Origin of the sequence: Haladaptatus halobius, from assembly GCF_020618475.1 — an archaeon.
Classification (GTDB): Archaea; Halobacteriota; Halobacteria; order Halobacteriales; family Haladaptataceae; genus Haladaptatus; species Haladaptatus halobius.
Genome location: NZ_CP085338.1, coordinates 164,827 through 188,120, shown reverse-complemented (window position 1 = coordinate 188,120; position 23,294 = coordinate 164,827). Strand labels below are relative to the sequence as shown.

Below are 23,294 nucleotides of genomic sequence, written 5' to 3'. Positions count from 1 at the left end.
GCCGTACCACTCCATCGTTCGTGCCACTTGTCTGAATATCGGTTTCCACGGAGTCATCATTATCACATTAAGGGTACAGGCTGTGGTACCGGCTGGCTCATTGGATCCACTGATGCGCGCCCTGTCAGCATGGTCTGAGCCTTCCGACCTCTTCCGGAGGTACCAATGTTTTCCTGCAGGTATGGTCGGCTCCGGTATGTCTGAGAAGCGCCATTGTCACTATCTGCCATACACTCCGTAACTTGGAATATAAGGCAATAAATGTTTCTATAATTAATCAAGAGACTGAGACAGTACCCGACGATTTTCGAATTAGATTATCACATCAGGTGATATTCGTATAGTTGCTTACTTGAGCGTTCCTGCCTGCGGTTTGGGTTTATTGTAGCCGGAACTTGACTTGGCGAGTTTGAGATCAGGGGCGTTGGCGATGAGAGACGCCCATTCCTCTTCAGCCTTAGTGATAGCTTCCTTGGGATTTGCGTTGTTGTTCTGGTGTAGTCGCTGGAGTGCCCCGCCCACCGCGTCGTGGACGCGCCCACTCCCGATGGATGTCGGAACGGTTGTAATGGGAGTGCCAGCCTCCGTTAGCTTGATGTCTGGGTATCGGCTCTTGATGGCCTTCTGCTGGTTGATGTACTGCTTGAATGCTTCGTCAACCCGATCCATCACTTCAAGTCCACGACTCTGCTTGACAAAATCGGAGACACCCTTTTTCTGCATTAGCTTGTAGGCCTCTTTATTCGGAACTGACTGTGACGATGTGTTAAACCACTTGTACTGGTTCTGGGCGTTATTTCGGAACTTAATGAACTCCATAGCTGCTTTTGGATTCCCGCCGACCTCTTTACGGAATGCGTTGAACGTGACGTTCATACCGCTTGCTGCGTAGACGCCGTAGTTCTTCTCGCCATTTTTCGTCGGGAACGGGATAATGTCGAAGTTAACATCCTCTTGCGAGAACTCGACCCGCGAGAATGTAGCGTGCGGGAGGAGACCAATCTGCCCGGCAGAGAACGGATCCTGAATTCCATCGCGTGTGTAGGCGCCGGGATTGTTGGTCCAGCCATTCTTCATCGGCGTTCCGATGTATGCGTTCCAGCCGTTTACTTCAGGATCGGACGCGAGTGTCATCACGTACTCGTCATCCTTGTTTTGGTATCCCTCACCAATCAGACTTCCCGACGTTCGCGAAAACTGAGTAAGAAATGTGTCCCACTGTGCGGCCGAGGCAGCGTCCGAAAGGCCAACGCCGACGCCGTTAACCGTCGAGCCGTTGATCTTGACTCCGTTGATTTTCTTGGCGGCAGCTAGGTACTCCTCATAACTCCAACTTTCCTTAGGCAGATCGCCCAGTCCGGCTGCTTTCCAGGCATCAACGTTGACGTACATCAGGCCAGGGTCAAAGCCCGCAATGAAGGGTACACCGATGAGCCCTTTAAACCGTTGTTCCTGCCAGTGCCAAACCGGTTCATAGAACTGATTTCGGAAGTCGTCACTGATGTAGTCCTCGATGAAAGCAAACGGAGCGTTCTTCTCGATCTGTGAACGAGACTTGCCCGAATAGTCATATAGTTGATCCGGAAACGACCATGCGATTGCCGGAGCGTCATTGCCGCCAATAGCCGTTCGAAGCGCTTGATTGTGGTCGCCGAAGGGATTCTTTACCTGTTTGACGCGAATGTTCTTCTCTGCACCCGGCCCCTTGTTGAACGCTTTTACGATTTGATCCTCGCCCTTGTTCGATGGTTCGGTTGAGTGAGGCCATCGCCAGTACTCAATAGTTGTGCCCTTCCCAGAGCCACCGTTACCACCGCTACCATTGCCACCGCCCATACAGCCAGCCAGCGCGGCCACACCACCTGTACTGGCGATCCGAAGCCAGTTCCGGCGTGAAACACTGCCTGTGCTACTGCTATGACTATTCGCAGGAGTACCCCTGTCATTTCTTGGCATACGTACGGACAAATGAAATAGAAGTTAATAAAAGTTCCCCAGAATCTATGATAGACGATAGGGACGGAATTAAATAATTAACGCGATTCGTATTGGAGAGCGCTCTTTTGGATATGTCTGCTTCAGACAAGACCGTCGATTTAAAGTCACTGGTTGCAGAACCGGAGACTGATGAAACAGTCCCTAACGGAACAACGAACCGGAACACTGACGGAAAATGAGTGAGGTCACACCGGTTCTCGAATCATGGATTATAAACAGCCAATCAAAGCGACGATAAGTGTCGGCTATCAGAATCTATCCGAGCTGATCATCGTCAGTCTTGGAATCACGCTTACCCTGGTTCCACTCGTAGTCACGGGGCTTGTCGGAACATCACTGACAGTGCTTGGGGGCCTCTGGGCAACTTGTCTCCTACTCGGCATTAGTGTCGTCGCAGCGTTTCGGTACACTACAACCATCACTGAACGTGGTGTGAGTATCGATCTTTGGCCAACGATCGCTCCTGTATTGAAGGATCCAATGCTTGGGCTAAAAGTAGGTACGATTACGTTCAGTGTACTCGTTGTGACTATCTTAGGTCTGCTTCTTGCGCCAGAGGTGTATCGGTCAATCGTCGTCGGCATTGCTACCTTTCTACTCGTGCTATGGTACCTCGTCGTGGCGTTCGCGACACCAGAGCTAGGTACCGGTCAGGGATTGATATCTGCACTGCGGTCTAGCAGTGTTCGACTCGGTGAATCGCCGGAAAGCGCTATCGTATTTCTCGTTCTTACAGTCACATGTACCTTCATCACAGGCGTGACAGTCATTACAATAGGGCTTTTTCTCCCAGGACTGCTCGCCCTACTGGCAGCCCAGATGACGGCCGCAGTGAACGGCAGAGTTAATCAGTAGCAGCTCAGTTTTCGGACAATCCCTCGATTGAGTGCGATGGACTCTCCAGTGCGGCTGTGCGAACGATGGATATGCTGATCATTAGAATGAAACCAGGTAGCACGAGCATCGGTGCAATAATTAGAGGAATCGACAATAGCGTCCATCCAATTGCCTGAACGAGCAGCCAGCCGGCACTCGTCGGCTCTACGAGAATCAGTGTGCCTCCCTTGAGGAACGGTGCACGGATGTTGTCATGATCTCGAGACGGGGCCCAGAACGTAAGTGCGAACGTCACGAGCGTGAACCAGACGAGGAGGAGATAGAACCCAACAAGCATGAGACTTAGGCCTAAAATGCCATTAATCGAATTTACAACAGTCATAAGCACAACGAGCGCGACGAGAAAGGTTCCGAATCCGATCGCGAGCCCCATCCGACGACCCTGACGGATACCCTCCCAAAAATGATCAGTTCCTAGGGAAACCTCGCGTTCGAGCGTGATTGTCATTAACCGAGCTCCACCTACCGAGAGGAATCCTAACAGGAACGACGTCGTCCAGAGGCCAACAAGACCACCGGCAGGACCGGCCAGCAGGAAACCAGTCACAAACGGTAGGATCGACACCGACGTGAAAACACTCACTAACAAAACCCCGAATGGATTGCGAATCATCAGTCGAAGACTCCGACCCACCGGGCTGGCGTATTCCATACATCCCTTAGAATTGTCCTTCCTGAATATTCCTCCGATAGCGACGTTCCATACCTATTTTCCGTCCAGTTGCGCGTTGTTCTGGATCCAAAGTTTCAGCATTATCGTTCATCTCTTTTCCTGATATATAGGAAATCAATGGATCAGTACTGGAACTTCGCCACGATAGCGGCGAACTAGCACTTTGAATCCCCTGTCGAAAGGAAAATAACAGACGGCATATTGATTCTTATTGACTTAATATGATATTGTAATAAAATTTATACTTCATGAATGAGGTATAGATCAAATTCATCCACTGAACATCTATTCGGTATTACCGTCCCCTTATTCGAACTCAAAACCGGATACAACAGGCTAAAGATGGAAAATGTCGAGAGTAATCCCATTTGAAGGGAGTTGGGTAATACCGAACAATTAATACTGATAGCCTGAATGTGTTCAATTGACATGGTGCGACAAAATTTGCGCGTGAAGTCAGCTGGAACAATGATCCAGGTAATCGACGCTATCAAGACGCTTGACAATCCAACCCTTTCTGAGATCGCCAAACACGTAGCTATTCCAAAAAGCACAGCCCACGACCATCTGACGACGCTCACTAAGCTGGAGCTCATCGTCAGTACACAAAGTGGATACCGCATCGGCGCTCGATTCTTGGAATACGGTGGATACGCACGTAAGAACATGAGGGTGTATCGAGTCGCGCGTCCAATTGTTGAGAATTTAGCAGCTGAGACAGGTGAACACTCCAATTTGGGAATCGAAGAGCACGGGCGTGCAGTCTTTTTGTATAAGGCGGAAGGTGAAGATGCAGTCACGATCGATACCCACCCTGGAATGAGAGTTCCTCTTCATACTACTGCCATGGGAAAAGCGATTATGGCACACCGACCTAGAACGGAGGTAGAAGAGATAATCAATAAACATGGCCTCACCAAGGTGAATGAAAATACGATCACTGACCGTGAAACTCTGTTCGAGGAATTCGAAACGATACGGGAACAGGGATACGCCATCGATAATGGTGAACGAGTAGAACGGATGCGGTGCGTGGCTGTACCGATCATTGGAGAGGAGGAGAACGTTATTGCCGCAGTCAGTGTTTCGGGACCGATGAACCGAATGAACAACGAACGGATGAAAAACGATTTGCCACAACGAGTGAAAAGCGCAGCAAATGTCATTGAAGTGAATCTTAAGTATTCAGAGTGATCTTTTGCTTGGTTTTGGTGTTGTCACAAATTTGCCCAAACCATATACAGGAAAATCAACTACTGATACAGTCATTAACAGCCTAATCAATTAGAGAAGGAAAATACAGGTTTGCACGTTTTCGATTCAAGGAAGGCCTCAAAAGCGCTTGAAGGATCAGACACCGAATAGGAAGTATCCATGATGGTCGATGCATCTATCGCCCCTTTCTCAATAAGACGGAGTGCTTGCTCGAAATTGCGCCATGTCGATCCATAGGAAGTATTGATGTCGACTTCACCACGAACCGAGTCGGTGAATGCAAAGTCACTCGCTTCATTTGGTATTCCGACCATTACAATTTGTCCACCTTTTCGAACGTACTCAACACCCATTTCGATACCAGAATGATGGCCTGTTGCATCGAAGATCACATCGAACCCGTCACCAACCGTCAGTTCCTCCACGAACGAATCTAAGTTAGTTTCATGAATGTTGATCGTGTCAATTCCAAGTTTCTCTACGAGGGGAAGGCGGTATTTGGTATCTTTCTCGAGACCGGAGACGATGACGTTCGCACCAAGTGAATCAGCAACGGCTGCAGTTAAGATGCCAATAGGTCCTGGTCCCTGGACGAGCGCTGATTCTCCTGGTTGAAGCTTTGACTGTGTAAGGACTGCTCGCGTCGCGATACTCGTTGGCTCAGTGAGTGCCGCCTCTGCGAGCGGAACATTTTCTGGGACACGGTGGAGGTGTTCGGGACTTACGGTCACGTAGTCCGTATATGCACCGTCGCGATGCATTCCAGTGATTGAGAAGTCTTGACAGACATTTGACTGCCCATTCTTACATTGAAAGCACTTCCCACAGTGGTGGATTGGCTCCTCTACGATCTTCTCTCCCGGTGAGAATGAAGTAACGTTTTCTCCAACTGCTTCGATAGTGCCAGAGTACTCATGACCCATAATCCGTGGTATAGGGATCCACTCGTATCCTCCATCGTATTTATAGGCGTGAGCATCACTTCCACAAATACCAGCAGTGTGAACCCTAACAAGCGCCTCATCTGGATTTGGACTTGGTTTTTCACGTTCTTGTACTTCTACAGTCTCTGCTCCTGTTTGAACAATTGCTTGCATTCTAGCTCCATTGCCGGCTAACCGTTGCCGACAGGGTTGCCAATTACTAATTCCGCTTAATACTTATAGCTCTGGGTGAAGACAATTGACATCGAGATACCAAATACATTTAAGATAAAGTTGTACAACTCTAGAGATGGTATGGTACAGAAAGCGGTCGCGCAGACGGAGGCATAACCATGGAAATCACAAATATCCGAACAACTAACGTTAGTACAGATTCGTGGGGCGAATTCGTTGAGTTTCCGCTTGTCACCGTGATGAGCAAATTTGACGAGTACAATAACGCCGACGGTGATAATCCACAAGCTCGCCGGAAGTGGATGGGACCAGTTGGCGACGTGGTTGTCGAAGTCGAAACGAATGCTGGGATCATTGGCGTCGGGCATGGAAACTGGGCAACAGGTGCCATTAGTACCATCATTGAGGAGACGCTTTCAAAACTGATCGTTGGTGAAAATCCCCTTGAACGAGAACGACTTTGGGATATGATGTACCGGGCAACCATCCCATTTGGCCGCAAGGGCGCAGCCATTGAGGCTATTAGCGCCGCTGATCTCGCACTGTGGGACATTGCCGGAAAAGAGGCCAATAAGCCGGTCTACGAACTCCTCGGCGGTCCAACCATGGACGAGATTCCAGCGTATGCGAGTAACCTTCACCCGGTTGACCACGAGAAGCTAGCAGAAGAAGCCCACCAGTATGCTGAGGAGGGTTTCGAAACTATGAAGCTCCGCTTCCGCTATGGACCTGAGGCTGGCCGTAAAGGAATGGAAGCGAATGAGGCCATCATTGAGACAGTTCGTAATGCTGTGGGCAACGATATTGCAATCGCTGGAGACGCATACATGGGTTGGAACGTACGATATGCGAAGAAGATGCTCCAACGTCTCGAACGCTACGACCTAGAATGGGTCGAGGAGCCTGTCATCCCCGACGACATCGATGGCTATGCTGAAGTCCGTGAAGCCGCACCGATGCCGATCTCCGGAGGTGAGCACGAATTTACTCGCTGGGGTCACAAGGAACTCCTCGAACGTGAAGCAGTCGACATCCTCCAACCAGATGTCCACCGGTGTGGCGGAATGACAGAATTATTAAAAATCGATAACATCGCCAGTGCTCACGATGTACCGGTTATCCCGCACTCAGGAACGAATCCACATCTGCATTTTATCGCGGCATCAACAAACTCCCCAATGGCGGAGTATTTCCCGATACCTAATTGGTATAAAGAACGGCAACAGGCGGCTGAAGATCGCGAATCAACGTATGCTGATGCGATTTATGCAGATCCGCCGAATGCAGAGAATGGAACAATTTCCCTTCCGAAAGGGCCGGGTATCAGTGCGGAGTTGAATAGAGAAGCGTTGGAACATTACAGTATTGATTGACCATGTCTGGTGTATCCTTCGAATATAACGTCCCGGTCTTCGCGGGTGCTCCCCAAGAAGGAAACGAGCCTGTCCACCGCGATACACCGATGTACGAGGAACTCAGCTGGGAAACGACAAAGAAGGGGATTTTAAGGGCTGAGGAACTCGGCTTCGATGCTGTCTGGGCACCTGATCATCTCATGCTTGGACGTGATCACGCGGAGTATGAGTGTTGGACTCTCTTGAGTACCATTGCTGGTATGACAGAAGAAATCCGCATTGGATCTCTCGTTCTCTGTAACGACTACCGAAATCCAGCGCTCGTCGCGAAAATGGCAGCTACCCTCGATGTTGTTTCGGATGGTCGTCTTGAACTTGGACTAGGTGCTGGTTGGCACAAACCAGAGTACGAAGCATATGGCTGGGAATACCGTGATGGATTTGAACGATTGATGCGGCTCGACGAGAGCATCCGACTGATAAAGCGCCTCTGGGATGACGATGGGACAGGGGTGAGCTTTCATGGTGATCGCTACACTGTCGAAGATGCTCCGTGTGTTCCAGGACCAATCCAGGATCCCCATCCACCGATTCTCGTCGGAGGCCAAGGCGAAGAGGTAACGTTGAAACTAGTTGCGAAACATGCCGACATCTGGAACACTGACGTCTTCAATGGCAGTGTTGAGACGCTCCGGCACAAAATTAGCGTCATTGAAGATCACTGTGAGACAGTCGGTCGGAACCCAGATGAGCTCACATACTCTTGGGATGGGCACGTTATCTGTTCGCGAGATGATGAGAAGCTGGACCGTATACTTGATCGGATGCTCCCCATTCAATTTGAGGAAGAATATCAGGATCAGCCGAATATCGAGACAAAGGAGCACGCACGGGAGTACTTCGTACTTGGTACGCCCGAGGAATGTGTTGAGTGTATCGAGCAGCGTATCGAGGCAGGCGTGACAAAATTCCAATGCTGGTTTATCGATTTCCCTGATCTAGAGGGTATGGAGCTATTCGCTGACGAGGTAATGCCTCAGTTTCGCTGATCAACGTTAGTCGATAACTTAGAGTCCCATTTCCCAATACGCATATTTTAATAGGAGGAAAAGTAGAGATAGACCCATGATAGACACGCATACCCACGCATGGGGGTATCCGAGTACGGAGCATCCCTGGTCAAATGGAGCAATTATTGACCGTGTCGATTCCTTCGATGTCCACACTGCCTATACGTCAAATCGGCTTCTTGCCGATATGGATGCGGTAGGGGTAGACGAAGCCGTTGTGGTTGGGTACCCCATTTGTGATTGGACAGACAACGCATACACACTCGACTGTGTTGCTGAGTCAGATCGTCTCTATGGGGTGGTTATGCTCGACCCATTTGCGGATGATGCAGCTGATACACTCCGAAAAGCGATGGGTGTTGACGGAGTCATCGGGTTCCGTCTAGGGGCGGCATGTCCATACAGCTCCATGTGGGAATCTTTCGATCCGTCGGTTACTTGGCTCCGTGACACCATCGAAGAGACTGAATTCTGGAAAGCGGTTCACGAGACGAATGCCTTCGTCCAAATCTTGGCGGATGAGACACAACTTGACCAAGCAACCGAGCTCGTAAAGTCGTACCCGGAGTTGACGTATGTTTTTGACCACTTTGCACACACGGATCCATCGACCCCTCCGTCAGAGTCTGCGTTTATACGCTTCTCTGAGCTTGCCGAATACGAAACTGTCGCCGTGAAAGTCTCCGAAATAGTTCATCGCTCGGAGGAGAGGTTCCCATACACCGATGTGCACAATCATGTTCGCTGGATGCTCGATGAATTTGGCCGTGAGCGTGTCATCTGGGGGTCAGACTATCCAAACGTGAGCGACGAGGCCACATATAGTGAGGCCATTTCCTGGCTCAAACATGTTGAAGGCCTCTCACACGTTGACCAAGCATGGTTGACTGATCGAGCCTTCCGCCGACACGTCGATGTGTAATCTCTTTACTGGTTCTGCACCGTCGCCATGATCATTAATCACGATTGAACCATAATCGCCAATACATGGGCTAGCAGTTGTGACAATAGTCTTTGCTCTAGTGGGGGTCTCTTGAGGATGGGTTTTGTGTCACCTTCTCAGGGAGTGATGACATTATCAAAAGTAAGTTCTATTCCAACCGTTGGTGGCTCGATTAGTGCGGAAAGTTTGTCCAGTGCATTGGCCGACATGACCTTCGTTGATGATACGGACAGGTCAGTCAGCGATTCCTCAAATGATTCTATTATGGTCACAGTCACAAATGACGCTATAGGTCGGGAGTAGTCAGTTCTTCCTCCGATACTGAATTTGGGTAGATTATTCAGCGATAACGTGGTTTCGGAGAGTACCGATTGATTCGATTTCGACTTCTACTTCATCACCCGGTTCAAGGAGTTCAGGTGGATCACGGAACACACCAACTCCTCCAGGCGTTCCTGTAGAAATAACATCTCCGGGGTGAAGCGTCATTACGCGCGAAAGATATGCAACAATCTCGTACGTATCGAAAATGAATTCATCAGTGTTAGACGATTGCTTGGTTTCTCCGTTCACACGCGTTTCAACATCAAGCGCATTTGGGTCAATGGTATCATCGGTTACTAGCTCAGGCCCCATCGGCGCAAAGGTGTCGTATGACTTTCCACGGAAGAACTGACCGTCCTCGAATTGGGCGTCTCGGGCGCTTACATCATTTACCACCGTATAGCCCGCAATATAATTCATGGCGTCAGTAGCAGGCACATTCTTAGAAGTTCGTCCCATGACGATTCCTAGTTCAACCTCGTAGTCTACTTGTTCTATGTCATCTGGATGAATTATAGCCGCATTTGGATTTGTGACTGATGTGGACGACTTTGCAAACAATATTGGCTTATCAGGTATTTCTTCGTCCTGTTCTTCGGCGTGGTCATGATAATTCAACCCAACACAAATGATTTTTCCTGGATTAGGAACTGGAGCGAGTTCCTGTACTTCCGTTCTGGGGACACCAGTTAGTGTATCAGAATCTACTGCTTGCTGAACTTTCGATCGATAACCAGGTGTTGCAATATCCTTGTAAGTTGGTTCACCAAATGGAGCCTCCGCAAGCGAATAGACGGTATCGTCGACTACAGTGCCCCAGTGCTGCGTGTTACCTCCAGCATAGCGAATGAATCGCATCGGTTCAGCCTTTGCAGAGCTAGCAAAAAATAGTTTTCTATCCCCGAAACTTGATAATCCGTTTGCTCATACCGAACTTGATCCAGATCCGTACTGTACCTCCTACGACGTGAATCCAGACGATTATTTGCCTTTCTTGTGAACTACCCTACCGCTCGCCTGACGGCTCGCGCTTAAGGGTAGGGCTTCCTGCTTCAACGACGCGCTTTGCAGATACTGACGTATCCACAGGGAGCGCAGTCTCCACAGGCGTTGATTCGGAGTGTCCCACTCCTACCTGCTTGATGCCCCGAGAAAGAATGTTCCATGCAGCATTCGCGTCCCTATCCGCCGTGAAACCACAGGCGGGACAGGAGTGTTCGCGGACCCACAACGGTTTATCGGTCGAAACGCCGCACCCCGCGCATTCCTTCGTCGTTCCCGCCGGTTCGACGGCGACAAAGTGCGTCCCGTTCCGCTCACACTTGTATTCGAGTAGTGAGAGGAACGTTCGCCACGCGGCGGACGCCGTGGTCCGACTGTTCGACGGGGATTCGAGCATCCCCTTCACGTTCAAGTTCTCAACCGCTACGAGGTCGTACTCCCGAGCGTAGTAGGTCGAGAGCTTGTGAAGGAAATCCCGGCGCTTTCGCTTCAGGTCGGCGTGGCAGTTCGCCACTCGACGACGTTGACGCTCGTAGTTGTTCGACCCGTATACCTTCCGCGAGAGCTTCCGTTGCTCGCGTTCAAGGCGCTCTCGTTCGTCCGAGAGGTCGAGCGACCCGACGGCGTGACCGTTGGTATCGTGAGCGTACTTGAGAATCCCTACGTCGATACCGACGCACTTCTCGGGATTCTCGGGCTTCGTCGGCGGTTCACGGTCGAGATCTATGCCGAAGGTAGCGAACCACTCGCCGGTCGGTTCCTTCTTGAGCGTGACCTGCTTGAGCTTCGCGTCGTCGGGTATCTCGCGGTGAAGCCGTATCGGTATGTCGCCGAGTTTTGAGAGGCACAGTAGTGTCCGACCGCCCTTCTTGTCGAGCTTGAAGCCGGATTGACTGTACGTGAAACTGCGGAACTCCCGTGGCGGTTTCCACTTGAGCATCCCGACGCCGTACCCCTTTCGCTTGAGAGCGGAGAGGCCTTTGAGATTGTCGAACAATCGTTCTACGACAGTCTGAAGGACCTTCGAGTACACGTCCCTAAGGTCGTTCCACCACTTCTTGAGGTCGGGTAGCTCCGACCGAAGCGAGGTCATAGACGGTAGTTCGCCGTTCTCCTCACGGTACTCGCCGAGTCGGTAGCGGAAGTGGTTGTAGGTCTGTCTACAAATATCGCGGTGGCGGTCCAACTCCTCGCGGTGGGTGTCGGACGGCTTGAGGCGATACTTGTAGGAGTAGTACATCAGGACTCTCGTTGTTCTTCGACGTATTGTTTCAGAACGTCGAGCGACACTTGCCCCGTCGAGAGGAGGCAGTAGGAACTGTTCCAAAACGAGTCCCCCCACAGTTCGTTCTTCAGTTCATCCTCGTACTCGTTGCGGATGCGACGGGCAGTCGCTCCCTTCACGGTATTGATGAACTTCACGAGGTCTGTGGTCGGCTTCGCTCGGAACAGGACGTGTATGTGGTCGTCTTCGCCGTCGAGATTGACGATTTCGACGCCATAGTTGTCCGCGAACCCTTCGATGATATCTCGAATGAAGTTGGTTCGTTCTTCGGTTAGCACTCCTCGCCGATACTTCGTTGTGAGTATCAGGTGATAGTGGAGCGAGTAGACCGAATGCGAACCTGAATCGAGGTCATACTGCATTGGGTTCGGTAGTTAGTATGACATCCTAACGCAAAAAGCTACCGATTGCGTGGGTCTGTGGTCCTGCTACCGAACACGTTTGAGAACTGTGCGGCGCTGTCTCCCCCTCCCTACTCCCGCCTTCGGCGCTCGTTGAGGAAGGGGGCTTAGCGCCTCGGTTAAGCTAACACCACTGAGTTCGGTAATACCCAACGATTAGTTTTCCGAATTACTGTTCACTACATCGTGGGTGTCATACGCAACGTTACATTGGCCAGGAATTTCTTCATTCTCACCTCATTCAGAGTCCATAAATACCTCAAAACCACTATTTAGACTTCCGCTCTGGAGGTCACAGAGTACTTGAGTAAAACCGCAGTTAGATTCGCACCAGATATTGGACGGGAGAACGAGAAGTGTTGTACGTATACTGTCCGGCATCACCCAACGCAGTCAGCAAGGGTACTAGCTCATTCATGAGAAAGCATTACGGCTCTACTACTGTAACGGGTAGTGTCAATTTTAGACGCAAATTACGAATTAGATCGCTATACAATGAGACACAACACTACTCGGAGTACGTGATACCTGGTTAGATTATTTCCACATCATAGTCACTCTCAAAATGTAAGATCAACACTGGGGCGTGCCTCTGGCAACAACTTCCCGGTCGCGGACGCCAACGGGACTCAACTGGTACAAATGATTGGGTATTACCGGATAATCAGTGTAGCAGTGAGCGGAGTAGATTGAGCGTCCTTGTAGCGAGAGCATGCCCGAAGATCACGGTGACGTGAAACCATCGAACAAGGCATCGATGTTGACATTACTGAGCAAGTCCGTATTGCGTCAACAATACTAAATATTTGTTCTTTTCGATCGGCAGTTGCTGAAACAGAAGATTAGCAGAGATCAGTCTCCTTCTTGAACGAACATAAAATATAAGATGGTTGCTTGGAATTGTGTGCCTGTACCATGCAAGTCGGAGGTTCGCCAAATCTCGTTGTGACAGAGTGGTTAGCATTATCAGTGTTCGTAGGATCCCTTATCGTCTTCGGAGCGTACATGCGACAAAGTACGGTCGATACAGCGAGTACGTTCCTAGCGGATCGTTCTTTACCCCCCTGGGTACAAGCCTTCTCCACCGTAGCGACGAACCTAAATGCCAATGACTTCCTTGGATTGGCTGGGTTTGCTTACACCTTTGGCATCATCGCGCTCATGGTTCCGATCTCGACGGCGCTCGGGATTGTTGTAGCCACGATCGCGATAATCCCCTTCATCCGCGAAATCGAGGCGTTCTCACTTGGTGAATGGCTTAACACTCGATTCACGAGTCCAGTCGGTGAAGCGTACGACTTCATCTGGACGTTTGTTTGGATGTTCATCAATATGGGATTGTATATTTATGCAGGGTCGCTCGTGTTGAACACGTTACTTGGATGGGATCTGTGGGTGTCCATCGGCGTCGTGGTGGTTGTTGGCGCTACCTACACGCTTCTCGGCGGGTTCGGTGCGGTTGCCGGCTCTGACACGATTCAATTCGTTCTCATGTTCATTCCCCTCGCCCTCCTCCTTCCAATCTCGTTAGATATGGTCGGAGGTATCTCAGGCCTTGTCGAAGGTATTCAATCGAATCAAGCGACGATGACTCCCTCTGAACATCCTTTGCTGGCAGACTTCCCGTTTAGCGGACCCATTGCCATCATTCTTCTGTACCTTGGATTCATCACACAATCGATTTCCTATTGGGGTACCGAATCACAGATTCTCCAACGCCCACTGTCATCTGAGAGTTCAGAGTCCGCACAATTAGGATTCCTTTATACTGGAATTTGGTACGCAGTTCTCGTGCCGTTGTTCATCCTACTCCCGGGAGTTATCGCAGCCGTACTCTACCCGAATCTCGAAGTGGCTGATGAGGCGATGCCGATGCTAATCCGTGATGTCATGCCGCCTGGACTCTACGGTGTCGTCATCGTCGGGTTGCTTGCTGGGGTTCTATCTAGTGTCGATTCGCAGCTCAATAATTTCCAGACGTTGCTCACCGAGCGTGTGTATCGTCGATTCGTTGCCCCGGATCGGTCGCAGAGCCATTACATCAGGGTAAGTCAAATAGCAGGGATTATTTTCGTCATCCTTTCCGTGGGGATGGCCTATTACTTCTCGCTTCAGGACTCCATGTACTTAGTCGCTCAATCACTCTTGGTAACGATTATGCCCACGTTTGCCGCTGTCGCAATCGTTGGGGGGTTATGGGACAGGGCCACAGCGACTGGTGCTAAAGTTGCAGTGGTCATGGGCTTCCTCTTTAGCATTTACCTTGGATTCGCCTTAGGTCACGAAGCGACCTATGTTAGATCACTCTATTCTTTGCTTTCGACCATGGCCGTGGCAGTAGTCGTAAGCGTGTTCACAACTCCGAAAGACAGCGAAACACCAACAGGATTCGTTTCGTCTCTTCGAGATTCTACCCGAACAGCCATCTCACCGAAGATAAAACGTGCCGCTCTCTTGACGGTAGGTTTAGCCCTGATGACGTTCGTTGGCGCAATCATCCTTTTCGAGGTGATCTAACATGGAGAGTAAAATCGACACAATGACCGGTGACGGAACTTCCAGCGAACAGCAAGCAACCGAAACGACGACTAGCGATAGCTATGACCTTCCAGTTTCACTTTTCGCTGGAATAGTGATTCTTATAATGGGGATTCTCGTCATAATAACGCCGCTCTTCGCTGCGATGCCAACTAATTCAGCCTGGGATCCAGTTCTCATGAACCTAATCAGCGGATCACTCTATGTCATTGTGGGAGCATACTTTATCTGGCGAGGTAAAAGCGCTAAGCAATAGAATTTGAGAAAATTGCATAATTCATTCATTTTTGATGTCATGATGTAGTCAATATACAGAATCCAACCATGTGTTTATGCCAATATCATTTTATGTTATGCGTCAAAAGTGAATAAAGATATCTGATGCGGAAAATCAGGATGTAGTGTCTGGCTACCGTCGACCTCGTTCCGGGAAGACCGCTCAGCTCCGAAGCGAAGACGAGGCAATCCAATTTTGAGTATTTCCCCCGTTCCCTTATCGAGAATAGAGGTATCTCTATCCGAATGGCCGCACCCCTACCAACAGACTAGGAGATAGTCTAGAGCCGACTTCTCTCGGTCGGTTCACCAGCGGCGCCTCCGCAGTATTGCGGTTCGTGACGCGAAAAACGAACCAAACTTCCCTGAATTCTCTGTCCTTCAAGCTGGCGGTGAAACGGTTCCCGATTCTTCAATAGGTGTATCGTCGAGTCTCAGAGCCGCTTCGAGAACCGTCACTTGGCACGAACTACGATGTGCTGTCCAAGCCTTCATGATTACGACCACTGCGTTTATAACGAACAGCTTGCCGACGCGCCATTATTTTCATAAACTTTCCCTGGATATATTATTTAATCGTGCACCTACACTGATTCCTGGTAAAAAGAGATATTAAGATAATAGCTTGGAATTAAGCGTAGAAAAATATGACGCAGTTGGGTCTCAATCAAAATTTTACTGTTCAACACCTTCATCGATTCTTTGACTGTTACGGAGTAAGTGAAAAGTGCTATCAGATTTTCGGCCATAACAGAAGGTGGCAATTTGAGTAGAAGGTCAACGACGATTCCCTTAAACCCAAACGATAAACAAGAAGAAACGCGCATTGACCTGATTTTTGGGAGAGAAATATCCTTTCAATTGCTATGGTGCTGACTCCAACTAATTTCTCGTTCAGTCGCAAACGACCCATTTCCTTCAAGATGGTACGGGATGTTCCATCGATCACCTGCAGATCATTACGGCAGTAGTTATGTAATCTCGGCGTTCCCCTTTAGGGAACATTCTGGAAGACTGGAGACGCTGATCATTTATGTGGCATAGTTGATAAAGAACTCATCGTCCGTCCCGTCGACGAGACCCTCATCGTTGATGACAGCCGTAATCTACTGGCGTCCTGATTCGGCGTGACCGGTGATAATCGTCGTCTCTCCCTTGTTGTAGACACCCATAACTGCGGTCAACGAGGTGTTGATACCGCCAGGTAGTTATCTCAGCCGTATATGACCCTCTATTGATTTATGGCTTACATCTCAACGGTGTAGTTATCTTTAGACTGATGATCCTTATCGCAACCATCTTCAGACTTCTCCTTACTCTTTAAGATTGTTCCCAATAAGGGAACCATCTGCTGGCATAGCGTTACCTTATCGAAGCAATCGATATCAGTTACGCGAATTGGCCTAAAGTTGCCATACCCGACAAATAATCATGAATAATGGTGAATTTTTGGCCAGTACTGGTGTTCCCCAAAGGCAAACGATTCACCCATTCAAGCAATCAGCAATAAGCGGTCAAATGACACCAAATTCGATTTTAGCCACGAACGTATTCTCTTGAAAGGCAGGTGGTTCGGTTTCAAGAGGATATGGGTTATCGTCTGCAATCATCACTGCCAAAAAATCGTCCGAGAAACCAGAGTATATCAACGAAGTTAATCTTAAATCAAAGTAGGTGGTCGATACGGAGCCACTGCTACTAGTTCATTCAAGAGACGGGAACGAAGGATAAAAAGCGAAAGGCGATCGGAAGACGAGAATAAACGATGTGACAGTACTGAATGTACGAAGGATAGGTCGTCCAAATGTGAGCATGATCCCACCTGGTTCGATAGTGGCCGTGACCGCTGGATAGATGTCGTACTCCTTTAGAATTTCGAGGTCGTATTTGAATATGCCCTTCGTCAGGGATTATATTGAATTGATTACATATTCGGTATTTCGAAGTGCTTTCTCTCAGTCCTCGGTGGCGGTGTAGATCCAATCACCGACGGCGTTGTTGCTCCTGAATTTCATTGCCGAAGCACTCGTTGCGCTTTGCGCTGTCGATGTTGATATCGTACAGGAGCAACTCCGGACCGAGTCCGGGCGCCTGTGCGAGATCCGTGGATGAGTTCAAGTACCAACAACCGGCTCCCACCACCGATGTGTCCGGTTTTGGTGTTCTGCGGATCGATCGCCTTGTGGTCGGTATCTAGTTCGATTTGTTGCTTGCTTTCTAGCGCTTTTCGCTTTTCTATTGCCATCGCTAAGTAAGACCGTGTATTCACTTTCATTAGTAGGTGGTTGTCATTATAAGAATTGCCAGAATACTGTTTTTGATCACAGCACAAGAAATATTACCTTACGGGAGAACGGTTTCTCTATCATGTTCGCCAAACCTGAGAGTAAGTTCGTCCTCAGTGGGTTCGCCGATGAGATTGACGACGACCTCGATACACAACTAAGCGTCCTCCAGGAACTGGGCATCCAACACATCGATCTACGGAGCGTCGATGGAATTAATATCCTCGATTTGAACGATGCGCAGTTGGCCGATGTGCGCGACAACCTTGACCGCAATGGTGTTGAGATCGCCGCCATCGGTTCACCAATCGGGAAGATCGATATCACCGATGAGTTCGAACCTCACTATAAGAGGTTCAAACACGCCCTTGAGGTCGCGGAGTACTTCGATACCGAGTACGTCCGGCTGTTTTCCTACTGGATTCCCGAGGACGAGAATCCCGCTGACTACCGGGAGGAGGTGATGCGCCGGATGCAGACGAAGATTGATCTTGCTGAGGAGGCGGACATTACGTTGCTACACGAAAATGAAAAAGACATCTACGGAGATACGCCCACACGTTGTCGCGACCTCGTGACTACTCTGGACTCGCCGAATTTCCGACTCATCTTCGATCCGGCAAACTTCCTCGAAATCGGCGTTCGAGCCTACCCCGATGCACTCCTCCAGTTAGTTGAGTACGTCGAGTACCTCCATATCAAAGACGCCGAGTTCGGCGAACGGGGGGCTATCCATCCCGCTGGGGAGGGCGACGGCCACCTCCCCGAGGTACTTGAGATCCTCCAGCAGCGCGGGTTCAGCGGATTCGCGGCGCTTGAACCCCACCTGTCGCACGCTGGCAAGAAGGGCGGTTACAGCGGTCCAGAAGCTTTCACCGTCGCCGCCGCTGCCCTCACAAATATCCTCGACAACATCGACGCAGAGTACGAATGACTGGTTGTCGCCGGGAGGGCCGCTATCGCTTAACCATCTGTGTTGCTCGAATTCAGGCGGTTTGCTGCCCATTGACCATGAATGGCCCGGCTGAGAGCGATCTATTAGGACCGTCGGAGACGTCCTAGGCGAGGTACTCATAGCGCGGCGCCATTCTCTCACGAACCAATCGGTGATGCGTCGACCAATGCAGTAGGGTTCGTGGTTGTCTTCTCGGTGCTCCGGTTCATGAACACTCAGTATCACGTTTTCGCCGGTCGTCTAAATTCTCCAGACGGTTACACTTCATTGACGTAGGGCAGGATCGGCGAAAAAGCTATTATACTAGTGTGTGAACGAATTTCTATGCACGAGTTAGCAGTTAGCTCAGAGGAGTCCGATGTACCGATTGAACGAATAAAAATCGGGTATATCGGCGGCGGTAGTCGATCGTGGGCGACGACTCTGATGAACGACTTGGCACAGTGTACCGACATTGCCGGTGAGGTCACCCTTTACGATGTCGATTACGATAGCGCACAACAGAACGCCGAACTCGGCGAGTGGATCCAGAGCCACGATAGGGCTGTCGGTGATTGGGAGTACGAGGCAGTTCGCACCATGGAGGAGGCCCTTGACAAAGCGGACTTCGTCATCGTTTCGACGCAGGATCCGCCCGCGGAGACGATGGCAAAGGATCTCGAACTCCCCCAGGAGTACGGCATATACCAAACCGTTGGCGACACCGTTGGACCCGGCGGGACGCTCCGCGCAATGCGAGCAATCCCGCAGTACCGACAAATCGCCGCGGCGGTACGCGACCACTGTCCCAACGCCTGGGTCATCAACTACACCAACCCGATGACGGTGTGCACACGGGCCCTTTATGAGGAGTACCCAGACATCAACGCCGTCGGCCTCTGCCACGAGGTATTCAAGATTCAAGCACTGTTCGCCGAACTCATTGAAAAATATCTTGGCGCCGAGGACGTTCCCCGCGAGGAGATCGGTGTAAACGTGAAGGGTATCAACCACTTCACGTGGGTCGACGAAGCATACTGGCGGGGCGAGGATATCTTCGACCTCATCACCAAGTGGATCGACGAACGTGAGCCTGTTCCCCGCTTCGAGCCCGGAGACCTCAAAGACGAATCCTACTTTGTCGATCACGACGACGTGACTATCAACCTCTACCAGCAGTTCGACGTTCTCCCGGCAGCAGGCGACCGCCACCTCGTCGAGTTCGTTCCGTGGTACCTCTCCGTCGACGAGGCCGAGGAAGTACAGCGATGGGGTATCCGGCTCACACCCAGCGAGTACCGCGTCAACCACTGGCCGGAGGGGGAAAAAGAGCGCCAGAAGCGTTTCGAGAGCGATGACGCCTTCGAATTCTATGAGTCAGGCGAGGAGGCTGTCGAATGGATGCGCGCTCTACTGGGCATTGAATCATTGAAGACCCATGCGAACACCCCTAACGTGGGCCAGTGTCCTGACCTCCCCAAAGGCGCGGTTGTGGAGACGAACGTGCTCGTGACCAGTGACAGCGTCAAGCCGCTCTCCGCCGGTGCGCTCCCTGCAGAGGTGCGGAATATGGTTCTCACCCATGTGAACAACCAAGAGACTCTCATAGAGGCCGGGTTCGAAGGAAACGTCGACCTCGCCTACCAAGCATTCCTCAACGACGCGCTCGTGACAATCGACGCGACCGACGCGCGCGAACTGTTTACCCGACTTGTCGAGGCAGAGCGTGAGTACCTCACCCATTGGAACCTGGAAGGATCGGAGATTCTCCGAACCGAGTCAAAGTCAACATCCAGGGCGAACATCTAGCGCGTCTCGAGCGACTCTTCTCCGCGAGTAGCGGACCCGCGGTCATCCCCTCTATTTTCGACGGACGATTCGTGTTTCAATCCTACGACCGAGAGAAGCGAGTCCAGGTACGAGTACGAGTAGGCCGGTGTCAGTCAGTTATCGGCGCTCTGAGCCTACAATCACCCACCGTCGGAATCGCTAAGAGAGATTCCGTACTCAACGATCGATGGGCTGTTGTGTTGTTCGTGGTCGTCATCGTAGATCTGGAAACAGCCGGGCTCCAAGTCTGAATAGGTAATGTCTTACTTCACGCAGCTTCTCCAAAGTATTCGCCATGAGTTGGCATGGAAATTATATTTACAAACATATTTTATATTTCGTGGTCGTAGATTAAGACGGTACCGTCCAAATCGAGATTCGGGTTCTCTACGTGAATCTCGACGAAATCACACAGGATTATACTGGAAACGAAGCCAGCGATCGAAGTCACCAGCAACTACTTTATGATTTATGTACGCTTGACAATTACTACATTGAGGTGCTCGTCAACCTAACGAAGTCACGGTGGATCGCCGAAATCATGCAGAAAACGAACCACGTTGATGCAACAAAACTCGCCCAGCTCTTGCATGTCGATATGGTCGCGGGAAAGCTACGTTTCTTTCTCAATCTTTTTCCCTCGACACGCGCTGGCGTAGACGCGATCATAGTTAGGGATATTTGATAAATGGGTACATTGAAGTCACGAGCATCCATAGCATAAACCCAACACTGTGTATTGTCAAACTATGACGCAAAACGAGATCATCCGAACGTTAACAGCCGTATCGTTTATTTCCACTCGTCCACCTAAGGCGGGATCCGAACCATGGGCCGAGATTGCAAATACGCAGATCTGGCGAGCCAGAGGTGACATATAGATGGCTCGCAGTCAGGATACGAGTTGGGTGGACTTTGATCAGACTGATGAAGATACAATCCTAGAGATACGCGACACCAGCGTCTCGTTCGACATGGAACGGGGTGACTCGCGTGTACTCGATCAGGTTAACATCAACGTCCGCCGGGGTGAGATTCTCGGCGTCGTCGGCGAGAGCGGATCTGGCAAGTCGATGTTCGCATCCGCACTGTTAGACGCTGTCGTGGAGCCCGGCGTTCTCTCGGGTGAAATTACCTACTATCCAGATGATGGACAGGAGGTCGATTTGCTCAACCTCTCCAACGAGGAACGACGACAGTTGCGATGGGATGAGATCTCGATGGTATTCCAAGGTGCATTGAGTTCGTGGAATCCGACGATGACGATCGAGGATCACTTCCACGAAACGCTCTCTGTTCACGACCAGGACAAGACCGCGGGCATGGAACGCGCCCATCAACTCCTTGCAGAGCTGTACCTCGAACCGGAACGGGTTCTCGAATCGTATCCCCACGAGCTGTCGGGAGGAATGAAACAGCGCGCACTCATCGCGCTTGCGCTCGTACTTGAACCCGAAGTGCTCGTGATGGACGAGCCAACGGCCGCACTCGACCTCCTCATGCAACGGTCGATCATCTCGCTGCTCGCGAATCTTCAGGAGGAGTACGACCTGACGATGGTGTTCATCACCCATGATCTCGAACTCGTGGCGGATATAGCCGACAGGCTCGCTGTGATGTACGCCTTTGAATTCGTCGAGGCGGGTCCCGCAGATGAGCTTCTCCTCAATTCGAGACATCCCTATACCCGGTCGCTGGTCAATTCAACACCGAACCTCGAAACGCCTGTCGGAAAAATGCAACCGATCCCTGGGGAGAGTCCTGATCCCGTGAATGTACCTGCGGGTTGTTCGTATCACCCGCGCTGTCCGCTCGCAGACGAGCAGTGCGTCTCTGACGACCCGCCCCTGACGGACGTCGGTAACGACCAGCTCGCAGCATGTCATTACTGGGATCGAGTAGACGATGAGATCCCGCTCAGCATCAACGAGGTGCGTATCGACGAAGCTGATGGGACCCAGTCCCAGTCCATTAATCGAGGTAGCCAAGAGAGCGCAGTCTTACCGAGTGCTGACCACGAAACTGTAGTCTCGCTGGAAGATCTGGAAGTCTACTTCGAACAAAGCTCCGGCCTATTGGATTTCTTTTCCGACCCGGATATCGTCAAAGCGGTCGACGGAGTCGATCTGGAGATCGGAGAACAGGAGGTAATCGCACTCGTTGGTGAATCGGGCTGCGGGAAAACGACACTAGGAAAGACGGCTATCGGCCTGCAACGTCCAACCGGTGGTAGCATAAAGTACCGTGGGCAGGACATCTGGGATGCGAAAGACGGCAGGGGTGATATCGACATCCCCTTCAAGGAGGTACGGCGTGCACTCCAGATCATTCACCAGGACCCTGGCAGCGCGATCAATCCAAATCGGACGGTACAAGCCAATCTTGCGATCCCATTGAAGACGTGGCAGCCGGGCATGAGTGTGGAGGATCGGCAGGCACGGGTCTATGGAATGCTCGAACGCGTCGGGATGTCCCCCCCTTCGGACTACGCGAATCGCTATCCTCACCAGCTAAGCGGCGGTGAGCAGCAGCGTGTGGCGCTGATCCGAGCGCTGCTCATGAATCCAGATCTCATTTTGGCCGATGAGGCAGTGAGCGCGCTCGATGTGAGCCTGCGCGTCGACATGATGGATCTACTACTTGAACTACAGGAACAGTTCGGCACGTCGTTCTTGTTCATCTCACATAACCTCTCAAACGCCCGTTACTTGACCGAGAAGACAGATGGTCGTATCGGAATCATGTATCTCGGTCGCCTTATCGAGATCGGCTCAGCCGACGAGGTTCTGAAAAATCCTCAGCATCCCTACACGAAGGTGCTCATGTGGGCAACACCGGATCTCGATCCAAAGGCTGAGGAATTGACTCAGCCACCGGTACGGGAGATCGACATTCCGGACCCGACCAACCCGCCAAGCGGGTGCCGGTTCCACACTCGCTGCCCTGAAGCTCGGAAAGTCTGCCGCCAGCAGTCCCCCGACCTTGATGGGAGCGATCTCGAGGGCGGTCAACAAACCGCCTGTTTCCGCGCTTACGGCGACGACCACGAATACTGGGACAGTCCAACGATCGTCGACGACAACGACCGCCTCCATGCAGCGGAAACTGAGGACGGAAACTTACAAGAGAAGGGAGGTGACGACTAACGAT

The 23,294-nt window shown here is 50.9% G+C and carries 18 protein-coding genes; 11 read left to right on the top strand and 7 right to left on the bottom strand.

Features of this window, described 5'->3' with window-relative positions:
• Nucleotides 1-348 precede the first annotated feature (348 nt).
• Nucleotides 349-1,857: an extracellular solute-binding protein gene (locus LIW51_RS28535; RefSeq protein WP_227379400.1), complete on the bottom strand. Its 1,509-nt coding sequence runs from the start codon at nucleotides 1,855-1,857 to the stop codon at nucleotides 349-351.
• Nucleotides 1,858-2,202: 345 nt separating this feature from the next.
• On the opposite strand from LIW51_RS28535, the gene LIW51_RS28530 reads away from it, so the two are divergent.
• On the top strand, nucleotides 2,203-2,853 hold the full coding sequence (locus LIW51_RS28530) for a hypothetical protein (protein WP_227379399.1): 651 nt from the start codon (nucleotides 2,203-2,205) through the stop codon (nucleotides 2,851-2,853).
• A 4-nt stretch (nucleotides 2,854-2,857) separates the two neighbouring features.
• Here the strand turns inward: LIW51_RS28530 and LIW51_RS28525 are convergent, their stop codons facing one another.
• Nucleotides 2,858-3,343, bottom strand: a complete 486-nt coding sequence (locus LIW51_RS28525) for a hypothetical protein (RefSeq protein WP_227379398.1) — start codon at nucleotides 3,341-3,343, stop codon at nucleotides 2,858-2,860.
• 657 nt (nucleotides 3,344-4,000) lie between these two features.
• On the opposite strand from LIW51_RS28525, the gene LIW51_RS28520 reads away from it, so the two are divergent.
• Complete coding sequence (locus tag LIW51_RS28520; protein ID WP_438267461.1) at nucleotides 4,001-4,762, top strand: IclR family transcriptional regulator; 762 nt, start codon at nucleotides 4,001-4,003, stop codon at nucleotides 4,760-4,762.
• A gap of 86 nt (nucleotides 4,763-4,848) precedes the next feature.
• Here LIW51_RS28520 and LIW51_RS28515 read toward each other — a convergent pair whose 3' ends face one another.
• Nucleotides 4,849-5,880: a zinc-dependent alcohol dehydrogenase gene (locus LIW51_RS28515; protein WP_227379396.1), complete on the bottom strand. Its 1,032-nt coding sequence runs from the start codon at nucleotides 5,878-5,880 to the stop codon at nucleotides 4,849-4,851.
• A 179-nt stretch (nucleotides 5,881-6,059) separates the two neighbouring features.
• Here LIW51_RS28515 and LIW51_RS28510 point away from each other — a divergent pair, with 179 nt between their 5' ends.
• The 3 genes from LIW51_RS28510 to LIW51_RS28500 all read left to right on the top strand — a co-directional run bounded on the left by LIW51_RS28510 (nucleotide 6,060) and on the right by LIW51_RS28500 (nucleotide 9,248).
• The gene (locus tag LIW51_RS28510) at nucleotides 6,060-7,274 is read left to right on the top strand and encodes an enolase C-terminal domain-like protein (RefSeq protein ID WP_227379395.1); all 1,215 of its coding nucleotides are present in this window, start codon (nucleotides 6,060-6,062) and stop codon (nucleotides 7,272-7,274) included.
• A 2-nt stretch (nucleotides 7,275-7,276) separates the two neighbouring features.
• Nucleotides 7,277-8,305 carry an LLM class flavin-dependent oxidoreductase gene (locus LIW51_RS28505; protein WP_227379394.1) on the top strand — a complete coding sequence of 343 codons (1,029 nt, stop codon included), beginning with the start codon at nucleotides 7,277-7,279 and terminating at the stop codon, nucleotides 8,303-8,305.
• Nucleotides 8,306-8,381: 76 nt separating this feature from the next.
• Nucleotides 8,382-9,248, top strand: a complete 867-nt coding sequence (locus LIW51_RS28500) for an amidohydrolase family protein (RefSeq protein ID WP_227379393.1) — start codon at nucleotides 8,382-8,384, stop codon at nucleotides 9,246-9,248.
• A 357-nt stretch (nucleotides 9,249-9,605) separates the two neighbouring features.
• Here LIW51_RS28500 and LIW51_RS28495 read toward each other — a convergent pair whose 3' ends face one another.
• From LIW51_RS28495 to tnpA, 3 genes are all read right to left on the bottom strand, one after another.
• Nucleotides 9,606-10,451 carry a fumarylacetoacetate hydrolase family protein gene (locus LIW51_RS28495; RefSeq protein WP_227379392.1) on the bottom strand — a complete coding sequence of 282 codons (846 nt, stop codon included), beginning with the start codon at nucleotides 10,449-10,451 and terminating at the stop codon, nucleotides 9,606-9,608.
• Between the two features lie 148 nt (nucleotides 10,452-10,599).
• Nucleotides 10,600-11,835, bottom strand: coding sequence for an RNA-guided endonuclease InsQ/TnpB family protein (locus LIW51_RS28490; protein ID WP_227379391.1), 1,236 nt, complete (start codon nucleotides 11,833-11,835; stop codon nucleotides 10,600-10,602).
• Nucleotides 11,835-12,242: an IS200/IS605 family transposase gene (gene tnpA / locus LIW51_RS28485; RefSeq protein ID WP_227379390.1), complete on the bottom strand. Its 408-nt coding sequence runs from the start codon at nucleotides 12,240-12,242 to the stop codon at nucleotides 11,835-11,837. The genes LIW51_RS28490 and tnpA overlap by 1 nt, the downstream gene beginning before the upstream one ends.
• Before the next feature lie 1,044 nt (nucleotides 12,243-13,286).
• Between tnpA and LIW51_RS28480 the strand changes: the two genes are divergently transcribed.
• Nucleotides 13,287-14,798 (top strand): sodium:solute symporter family transporter, encoded by a 1,512-nt coding sequence (locus tag LIW51_RS28480; protein ID WP_227379389.1) that lies wholly within the window; start codon nucleotides 13,287-13,289, stop codon nucleotides 14,796-14,798.
• Between the two features lies 1 nt (nucleotide 14,799).
• Entirely contained in the window at nucleotides 14,800-15,075 is a 276-nt protein-coding gene (locus tag LIW51_RS28475; protein WP_227379388.1) for a hypothetical protein, read from the top strand.
• Between the two features lie 2,003 nt (nucleotides 15,076-17,078).
• Here the strand turns inward: LIW51_RS28475 and LIW51_RS38780 are convergent.
• Nucleotides 17,079-17,213: a hypothetical protein gene (locus LIW51_RS38780; RefSeq protein ID WP_255767628.1), complete on the bottom strand. Its 135-nt coding sequence runs from the start codon at nucleotides 17,211-17,213 to the stop codon at nucleotides 17,079-17,081.
• 249 nt (nucleotides 17,214-17,462) lie between these two features.
• Between LIW51_RS38780 and LIW51_RS28470 the strand changes: the two genes are divergently transcribed.
• The 4 genes from LIW51_RS28470 (at nucleotide 17,463) to LIW51_RS28455 (ending at nucleotide 23,290) form a co-directional block, all read left to right on the top strand.
• A complete protein-coding gene (locus tag LIW51_RS28470; protein WP_227379387.1) occupies nucleotides 17,463-18,314 on the top strand; it encodes a sugar phosphate isomerase/epimerase family protein in 852 nt (283 codons plus the stop codon).
• A 345-nt stretch (nucleotides 18,315-18,659) separates the two neighbouring features.
• Nucleotides 18,660-20,123: a family 4 glycosyl hydrolase gene (locus LIW51_RS28465; protein WP_227379386.1), complete on the top strand. Its 1,464-nt coding sequence runs from the start codon at nucleotides 18,660-18,662 to the stop codon at nucleotides 20,121-20,123.
• 412 nt (nucleotides 20,124-20,535) lie between these two features.
• The gene (locus LIW51_RS28460) at nucleotides 20,536-20,829 is read left to right on the top strand and encodes a hypothetical protein (RefSeq protein ID WP_227379385.1); all 294 of its coding nucleotides are present in this window, start codon (nucleotides 20,536-20,538) and stop codon (nucleotides 20,827-20,829) included.
• A gap of 196 nt (nucleotides 20,830-21,025) precedes the next feature.
• The gene (locus tag LIW51_RS28455; RefSeq protein ID WP_227379384.1) at nucleotides 21,026-23,290 is read left to right on the top strand and encodes a dipeptide ABC transporter ATP-binding protein; all 2,265 of its coding nucleotides are present in this window, start codon (nucleotides 21,026-21,028) and stop codon (nucleotides 23,288-23,290) included.
• Nucleotides 23,291-23,294: the final 4 nt, after the last annotated feature.

Coding starts and splice junctions, on each gene's coding strand:
- LIW51_RS28530 (WP_227379399.1), top strand. CDS start 2,203: ATGGATTATAAACAGCCAATCAAAGCGACGATAAGTGTCGGCTATCAG.
- LIW51_RS28490 (WP_227379391.1), bottom strand. CDS start 11,835: ATGTACTACTCCTACAAGTATCGCCTCAAGCCGTCCGACACCCACCGC.
- LIW51_RS28525 (WP_227379398.1), bottom strand. CDS start 3,343: ATGACAATCACGCTCGAACGCGAGGTTTCCCTAGGAACTGATCATTTT.
- LIW51_RS28515 (WP_227379396.1), bottom strand. CDS start 5,880: ATGCAAGCAATTGTTCAAACAGGAGCAGAGACTGTAGAAGTACAAGAA.
- LIW51_RS28505 (WP_227379394.1), top strand. CDS start 7,277: ATGTCTGGTGTATCCTTCGAATATAACGTCCCGGTCTTCGCGGGTGCT.
- LIW51_RS28500 (WP_227379393.1), top strand. CDS start 8,382: ATGATAGACACGCATACCCACGCATGGGGGTATCCGAGTACGGAGCAT.
- LIW51_RS28495 (WP_227379392.1), bottom strand. CDS start 10,451: ATGCGATTCATTCGCTATGCTGGAGGTAACACGCAGCACTGGGGCACT.
- tnpA (WP_227379390.1), bottom strand. CDS start 12,242: ATGCAGTATGACCTCGATTCAGGTTCGCATTCGGTCTACTCGCTCCAC.
- LIW51_RS28510 (WP_227379395.1), top strand. CDS start 6,060: ATGGAAATCACAAATATCCGAACAACTAACGTTAGTACAGATTCGTGG.
- LIW51_RS28475 (WP_227379388.1), top strand. CDS start 14,800: ATGGAGAGTAAAATCGACACAATGACCGGTGACGGAACTTCCAGCGAA.
- LIW51_RS28465 (WP_227379386.1), top strand. CDS start 18,660: ATGCACGAGTTAGCAGTTAGCTCAGAGGAGTCCGATGTACCGATTGAA.
- LIW51_RS28470 (WP_227379387.1), top strand. CDS start 17,463: ATGTTCGCCAAACCTGAGAGTAAGTTCGTCCTCAGTGGGTTCGCCGAT.
- LIW51_RS28480 (WP_227379389.1), top strand. CDS start 13,287: ATGCGACAAAGTACGGTCGATACAGCGAGTACGTTCCTAGCGGATCGT.
- LIW51_RS28455 (WP_227379384.1), top strand. CDS start 21,026: ATGGCTCGCAGTCAGGATACGAGTTGGGTGGACTTTGATCAGACTGAT.